Annotated in this window: 7 protein-coding genes; all 7 read left to right on the top strand. The window is 37.6% G+C overall.

What is annotated here, in order from left to right:
- Window positions 1-640 (top strand): flagellar hook-length control protein FliK (locus tag MVY38_RS09765; protein ID WP_297485683.1); only part of this gene is annotated, 640 nt, incomplete at its 5' end.
- A gap of 10 nt (window positions 641-650) precedes the next feature.
- Window positions 651-1319, top strand: a complete 669-nt coding sequence (locus tag MVY38_RS09760) for a FlgD immunoglobulin-like domain containing protein (RefSeq protein ID WP_297485681.1) — start codon at window positions 651-653, stop codon at window positions 1317-1319.
- A gap of 20 nt (window positions 1320-1339) precedes the next feature.
- A complete protein-coding gene (locus MVY38_RS09755; RefSeq protein WP_297485679.1) occupies window positions 1340-2611 on the top strand; it encodes a flagellar hook protein FlgE in 1272 nt (423 codons plus the stop codon).
- 51 nt (window positions 2612-2662) lie between these two features.
- On the top strand, window positions 2663-4426 hold the full coding sequence (locus MVY38_RS09750) for a flagellar hook-basal body complex protein (RefSeq protein WP_297485677.1): 1764 nt from the start codon (window positions 2663-2665) through the stop codon (window positions 4424-4426).
- Window positions 4427-4479: 53 nt separating this feature from the next.
- Complete coding sequence (purT, locus tag MVY38_RS09745) at window positions 4480-5643, top strand: formate-dependent phosphoribosylglycinamide formyltransferase (RefSeq protein WP_297485675.1); 1164 nt, start codon at window positions 4480-4482, stop codon at window positions 5641-5643.
- A 3-nt stretch (window positions 5644-5646) separates the two neighbouring features.
- Window positions 5647-6570 (top strand): D-2-hydroxyacid dehydrogenase, encoded by a 924-nt coding sequence (locus MVY38_RS09740; protein ID WP_297485673.1) that lies wholly within the window; start codon window positions 5647-5649, stop codon window positions 6568-6570.
- 6 nt (window positions 6571-6576) lie between these two features.
- Window positions 6577-6990, top strand: coding sequence for a DedA family protein (locus tag MVY38_RS09735; protein ID WP_297485671.1), 414 nt, complete (start codon window positions 6577-6579; stop codon window positions 6988-6990).
- The last annotated feature ends 2 nt before the right edge of the window (window positions 6991-6992 follow it).

Below are 6992 nucleotides of genomic sequence, written 5' to 3'. Positions count from 1 at the left end.
TAGAGATAAATCATCACAAAATAGCACTACTGCCATGCCGCTTACAGCTGACTTTTCAGTTGCAACTGCAAAAGTAATAGCGCCAAGTGTGAATAGAGCATCTACAAAAAATTTAGAAGCACTCTTAAAAACTTCAAAGAGTAAAAGCGAAGAGAAAGATACAAAAACAGAAGTGATGCATGCTCCAAAAGCAGATAGTTTTGAAGTGAAACTACATGAAGCCAAACAGATGGTGAAGTATCTCTCTCATGATATAAAAACGGCAATAGAAGATTACAAATCTCCTTTTACAAGAGTAAAAGTTCAGTTGAATCCGCAAAAATTGGGTGAAGTAGATTTAACCATTGTACAGCGTGGCAAAAATTTGCATATTAATTTAAGTTCAAATAATGCAGCGATAAATACTTTGGCTATGAATGCAAATGATTTGAAAGTGCAACTGAATAATAGTGGTATAAATAATGCTTCATTGAATTTTAGTAATAACTCTCAGGATTCAGGACAAAGTAGTTTTGGGCAACAACAGCAGAACTCACAACATGGAAGAGAAGCTCGAGATGAATATAACTATATAGAGCATGAAGAAAAAAATGAAGAGATTTTAAACTCTTTAGAAATAGTAGTGCCAAACTACGCATAAAGGATAAACAATGGCAATCAATGCATACGGTCAAAATATAGCAACAAATGGAGCAACACCAACAGCTTCAAATGAAGTAGCAGATAAAACAGCATTAGGGAAAGATGACTTTATGAAGTTGCTCTTGGTAGAGTTACAACATCAAGATCCTACAAAACCTACGGATACAGAGAAGATTTTAACACAAACATCGCAGCTCGCATCATTAGAGGCATCAGATAATACAAATACTGCCCTAGAAGAATTATCAGCATCATTAAGTAATTCTCAACAATTTTCTACGATTAGTGCTATTGGAAAAACTGCTGATTTGGGTAGTGATGCAATCTCTCATGATAAAGGGAAACCAACAACTTTTGAAATCTATTTTCCAAAAGATGTAAAAGATGGAAGTGTAGAGATTACAGATGCTAATGGAAAAACTATTAAAACATTAGATGTTGGAACACATAAAGCAGGTGTATATGAATTTACTTGGGATGGTACAAATAATGGTGGAACGCAGGCAGGTAGTGCTGTGTACCATGTCAATGCAACTTACACAGATTCTAAAGGCGATAAACTGAAAACTAAACTTGGCGAATATCCTATTGAGGCAGTTCGCTTTGATAAGGGTGACACTTTATTAAAAGTTGGTTTAAATTATGTTCCATTAAATAATATTAAAGAAGTTTATTAAAAAGTTTAGAGGAGTAAGTTATGATTCAGGCATATTATACTGGAATTAATGGAATGCAGACAAGTTCTTATGGTATGAATGTTGTATCAGATAACATTGCAAATGTAAATACAACAGGCTTTAGAGGTTCTAATTATGAATTTTCTTCTCTTTTTGAAACGGCTCTTGATACAACCAGTGGAGCTACGACAACTGACTCCGTAGGAATGGGTGCAAGATTACAAGCAACACCTATGATAAAATCTGCAGGCTCTTACACTGCTACAGATAAAAATACAGATTTGGCAATTATGGGAGATGGTTGGTTTGGACTTGAGGGAAATGGAGATGTTTCCTATACTAGAGATGGTGCTTTTGGCTTTGATCGTGACTCCTATTTAGTTTCAAATGAAGGAAAGTATGTTTTAGGTACTCTAGGTGGCAATATTAGTGAGAAAAATGGTGAAAATACGCTTACAAAACCACTTGATAGTGTAGCCTTAAGTGGTGTCAATGAACAAAGTAAATTGCGTTTTCCAAATACACTCTTATACCCCGCTACACCAACAACAAAAGCAGAATTTTCTGGAAACATTGGTCTTGTTAGTGATGTAAAAGTGCGTAGTATGGGTGCAGGTGTTATTGATTCTACTGGTGCAACCAATAAATTACAATTGTTATTTGAACCAGCTACTCCCCAACCTACAATAGGCTCAAAATGGGATTTAACGGCAACTACAAAGTCAGCAGATGGTAACCATGTTTATGATACTAAAAAAGGAGTTGTCTCCTTTGATAAAATGGGTGCTTTAGTTTCAAATACATTAAAAACTATTGACAATAATGGAACCCCTGTATCAATAGATTTAAGTTCGAATTTTGATGGCGTTGTATCTTTAGATAATAGTGAAATTACATCATCTTCATCTGTTGATGGCTATACAAATGGTAATCTTACTGGATATGATATTAATAAAAATGGTGAAGTTGTTGCCTCTTTTACTAACGGCAAACAGAGTGCTGTTGGACAGATCGCTGTCTACCATTTTCAAAATGACCAAGGACTCAATCGTCTCTCTGGAACACAATTTAGTGCATCTTCAAATAGCGGTAAAGCGATATTTTATAAAGATGCAAATCAGAAAAATATTATTGGAACAACGCTAAGTAGCAATCGGCTTGAGGATTCAAATGTGAATATAACAGATGGTCTTACGAACTTAATCATATTGCAACGCTCTTATGATGCAAATTCAAAATCAATTACTACGGCAGATGAAATGATACAAAAAGCCCTAAATATGGGGGCTTAAAAATTGGAATAATAATTGCTTTATAATTAAGAGAGAATAAAAGGATTTAAAATGTTAAGATCATTATCTTCAGGTGTAACGGGTTTGCAGTCGCACCAGGTAGCAATGGATGTCGAATCGGACAATATTGCAAATGTTAATACAACAGGTTTTAAGTATTCGCGTGCAAATTTTTCAAATCTTCTTGCACAAACAAGTTCTATAGCAACAGCGCCACAAGGGAAACTTGGCGGTAAAAACCCTGTGCAGGTTGGACTTGGTACAACGGCAAACTCAACAACGCGAATTTTTTCGCAAGGTTCCATACAAAATACAGATAAAAATACAGATATGGCAATACAGGGCAATGGATTTTTTATGGTATCTCCTGATAATGGTAATACCTATAAATATACCCGTGATGGGGATTTTAAGTTTGATGCAAATGGAAATTTTGTCAATAATAGTGGTTTTATTGCGCAAGGTTGGAATTTAGATGCAAAAACGAATAAAGTGGATTCAACTGGACCAATTGAAAATATTAATATTGCACCAGGTTTAACTACACCTGCAAATCCGACAAGTGATGTTGTTTTGAAGGCAAATTTGAATTCTGGGGCAATTGTAAAGAGTTATGCTGCAGCATATCCAATAAGTGATGCTGGTGTTGTAGCAGATGATGGAAATGGAAATTCCACAGAAACATCAGGTGATTTAGGAGCCCTTTTTAATGCTACGGGTGAAGCTTTTGCTCTGCAACCTGGGCAGGGGGTAAATATAGACTTTGGAGGGGGTAAAAAAAGTTTTATTTATGATCCTAATAATGATCAAGCGGGTGATTATAAATTTACTACGATGAAAGATTTACGAGATGATATGGATCAAGAGGCATCAAATGTGGCAGGAACAAATGTTACTGTTACTGTAAATGATCAGGGTCAATTTGCTATTCAAAATACAGATGGTACGGGGAATGATTTAACTATTAATGTTACTGCTTATTCCGATAGTGATAGTAATGAAAATTCAAAATTTACAGATAGTATGAAAGCTCTCAATGCCACTCTTCCTGCAGGTGGTTCTGGTACAGCACTCTCGCAAGCTTTTAATGCCGCGACACACTCGAGTTCAATAGATGTATTTGACTCCTTAGGTTCAAAACATACATTGAGAATGTCGTTTAGAAAAACTGCACTCAGTAAATGGGATATGAAAGTGACTGTTCCAGAACCTGGAGTTATCAATACAAATCCGACTGCTTCAACGCCAGCAAATATGATACGAGGATCAGTAACTTTTAATAGTGATGGTTCTTTAAGTACATATAATCCACCAAATATCTCTTATACTGCACATAATGGTTCTGCTGAAAATCAACAAATTAGTCTTGCTCTTGGAACATCAAATCATTTTGATGGTATGACAAGTTTTGATAGTGATTCTGCAACTTCTGGAATCTCTCAAGATGGATATACTGGTGGAGATTTAGTAGGCATAAGAATTGATCAATCAGGAACACTTGTTGGTTCTTTCTCAAACGGGAGAAGTTTTGGATTGGCACAGATGGCAATGGCTAAATTTACAAATGATGAAGGACTCTCCTCTGCAGGCTCAAATGTTTATGATCAAACGGCTAATTCAGGTGATCCTATTATTGGGACTGCTGCAACTGCTGGACGAGGATTTATTCAAGCTTCAGCACTAGAGAGCTCTAATGTTGATTTGTCAAAATCATTAACAAATCTTATTGTTATTCAGCGTGGATATGAGGCAAATGGAAAAACTATTACAACATCCGATCAAATGCTTCAGACACTTTTAGGACTTAAGCGTTAATTTTAACCCACTTTTGCTATAATCTCTTTATTAAAAATGAAGAGGTTATGCCCATGCAATTTTCTGCTCCACTAAAATCAAACTCAAAAAAAGTAATGTTACTAGGCTCAGGCGAACTCGGTAAAGAGGTCATCATAGAAGCACAGCGTTTAGGACTTGAAACTATCGCAGTAGACAAGTATGAGAACGCACCTGCACACCAAGTGGCTCACCGTGCGCATGTTGTAAATATGCAAGATAAAGATGCTCTTTTAGAGATTATTCGTCAAGAGAAACCTGACTATATTTTGCCAGAAGTTGAGGCAATAAGCATTGCTGCACTCTTTGAAGCGGAGGCTGAGGGTTTTAATGTTATTCCAAACGCAGAAGCAGTAAACAAGACGATGAATAGAAAAAACATTCGTGTTTTTGCTGCAGAAGAGTTAGGGCTTAAAACTGGTCCGTATAAATTTGTAACAACACAAGAGGGAATGCTTAAAGCTGCCAAAGAGCTTGGTTTCCCGTGTGTCATTAAACCTGTTATGAGTTCCTCTGGGCATGGTCAAAGTATTGTAAAGAGTGAAGCTGATGTGCCAAACTCTTGGGAGATAGCAAAAGAGGCTCGTGGGGATGCGAGTGAGCTTATAGTTGAAGCGTTTGTTGATTTTGATTATGAGATTACAATGCTTACTGCGCGCAATGGTAAAGAGACTGTTTTTTGTGAGCCGATAGGGCATGAGCAAAAAGATGGCGACTATGTATTTTCATGGCAACCGATGCAGATGAGTGAAAAAGCGAAACAAAACGCTCAAGATATTGCCAAAAAAATTACAGACGGACTTGGCGGTCGTGGAATATTTGGAGTCGAACTGTTTGTAAAAGGCGATGAAGTCTACTTCTCAGAAGTAAGCCCACGCCCACACGATACAGGGATGGTAACACTCATTACACAATCTCAGAGTGAATTTGCACTTCACCTTCGTGCCGTTCTTGGTCTTCCTCTCGGGTTTACATTTTATGGTGATGGTGCATCTGCTGCGTTTAAAAGTGAGGCAGAGGGCTTTGTCCCTGTTGTTGATGTAGATGAGAGCCTCTTTAGTACAAACTCTTTTGTGCGAGTATTTGGAAAACCAGAAGCACATAAAGGGCGTCGTTTGGCAGTAGCACTTGTCTTTGACAAGGTTGATGCAGCTTTAGAAAAAGCACGAAAAATCATTAAAAAAATAAAAGATGCCTAAATTATGAATATAGTCCTTTTAGATGCTATTACTTTCGGTGATAGCTCTCTGGAGTGTTTCTCTAAGCTTGGGAGTGTAGAGATTTTTCAAACAACTTCATCAGAGCAAACGCAAGAGCATATCATAAATGCAGAGGTGATTGTCACAAATAAAGTTGTCATAACAAAAGAGCATATGCAAAATGCAAAAGCACTCAAACTCATCTGCGTGGCAGCGACAGGAACAAACAATGTCGATCTAAACGCAGCTAAAGAGCTTGGCATAGAAGTGAAAAATGTGGCTGGGTATTCGACAGATTCAGTTATCCAACACACTTTCTCTATGCTTTTTTACTTGATTGGACACTCTCATTATTATGACGAGATAGTAAAAAGTGGCACTTACTCTAAAAGCGGAGTCTTTACCGATGTGAGTAAGCCATTTTTTGAAGTCAAGGGCAAGAAGTGGGGCATCATCGGGCTTGGTGCTATTGGTCGGGGTGTGGCAAACCTTGCCAAAGCCTTCGGTGCAGAAGTTTTTTACTACTCAACAAGCGGTGTAAACCGTACAGAAGATTTTTCCAGAACTACTTTGGAAAAACTTTTGAGTGAGTGTGACATTATCACTATCCATGCACCACTCAATGAAAAAACAACCAATCTTTTAGATTATAAACGCTTATGCACTTGTAAAGATGGAGCAGTGGTGCTGAACCTTGGACGGGGTGGCATTATTAATGAAAAAGCAGTTGCAAAGCTTATAGACGAAAAAAATATCTACTTCGGACTTGATGTTTTTGAAAAAGAGCCACTTCCTCTTGAGAGTCCACTTCTGAGTGTCAAAAATAGTGAGCGACTCTACATGACACCACACATCGCATGGACAAGCGTTGAGGCACGAGAAAAACTTATTGCTTCTGTATGTGAAAACATTCGAACAACTCTCTAAGCAACTTTGGAAGCCTTAGCCCTTTTTGTTTCTGCGTTTGCGGCGGCGACTATTCTTCCTTTTTCGTCTGAGGCTGCGTTTGTGGTGGCACTAAAAAGTGGAATGCCCCATCTAAACGCAATGCTGGCTGCTTCAAGTGGAAATGTTTTAGCCATTATCCTTAACTACTATCTCGGCTATTTTTTATATGAAAAAACCAAAGTAAAACTCTTTCACTCCTCTTTTGGAAAAAGGGCATTTTTATGGGGGCATAAGTATGGCTACTCTGCACTTTTACTCTCATGGCTACCACTCATCGGGGATCCCTTAACTATAGTCGCTGGACTTGTTCGCCTGAATTTTGTTTGGTTTATTGTGATTGCTGGAATGTTGAGAGTGTTGCGTTATTGGTTTATTGTGATGGTCTGGCAATTAAATTAAAT

It is taken from the genome of Sulfurimonas sp., from assembly GCF_027056685.1.
Lineage (GTDB): Bacteria > Campylobacterota > Campylobacteria > Campylobacterales > Sulfurimonadaceae > Sulfurimonas.
Note: the sequence above shows the minus strand (reverse complement) of the source record. Positions and strands in the feature narration are given on the sequence as shown.

Coding starts and splice junctions, on each gene's coding strand:
- MVY38_RS09760 (WP_297485681.1), top strand. CDS start 651: ATGGCAATCAATGCATACGGTCAAAATATAGCAACAAATGGAGCAACA.
- MVY38_RS09755 (WP_297485679.1), top strand. CDS start 1,340: ATGATTCAGGCATATTATACTGGAATTAATGGAATGCAGACAAGTTCT.
- MVY38_RS09750 (WP_297485677.1), top strand. CDS start 2,663: ATGTTAAGATCATTATCTTCAGGTGTAACGGGTTTGCAGTCGCACCAG.
- purT (WP_297485675.1), top strand. CDS start 4,480: ATGCAATTTTCTGCTCCACTAAAATCAAACTCAAAAAAAGTAATGTTA.
- MVY38_RS09740 (WP_297485673.1), top strand. CDS start 5,647: ATGAATATAGTCCTTTTAGATGCTATTACTTTCGGTGATAGCTCTCTG.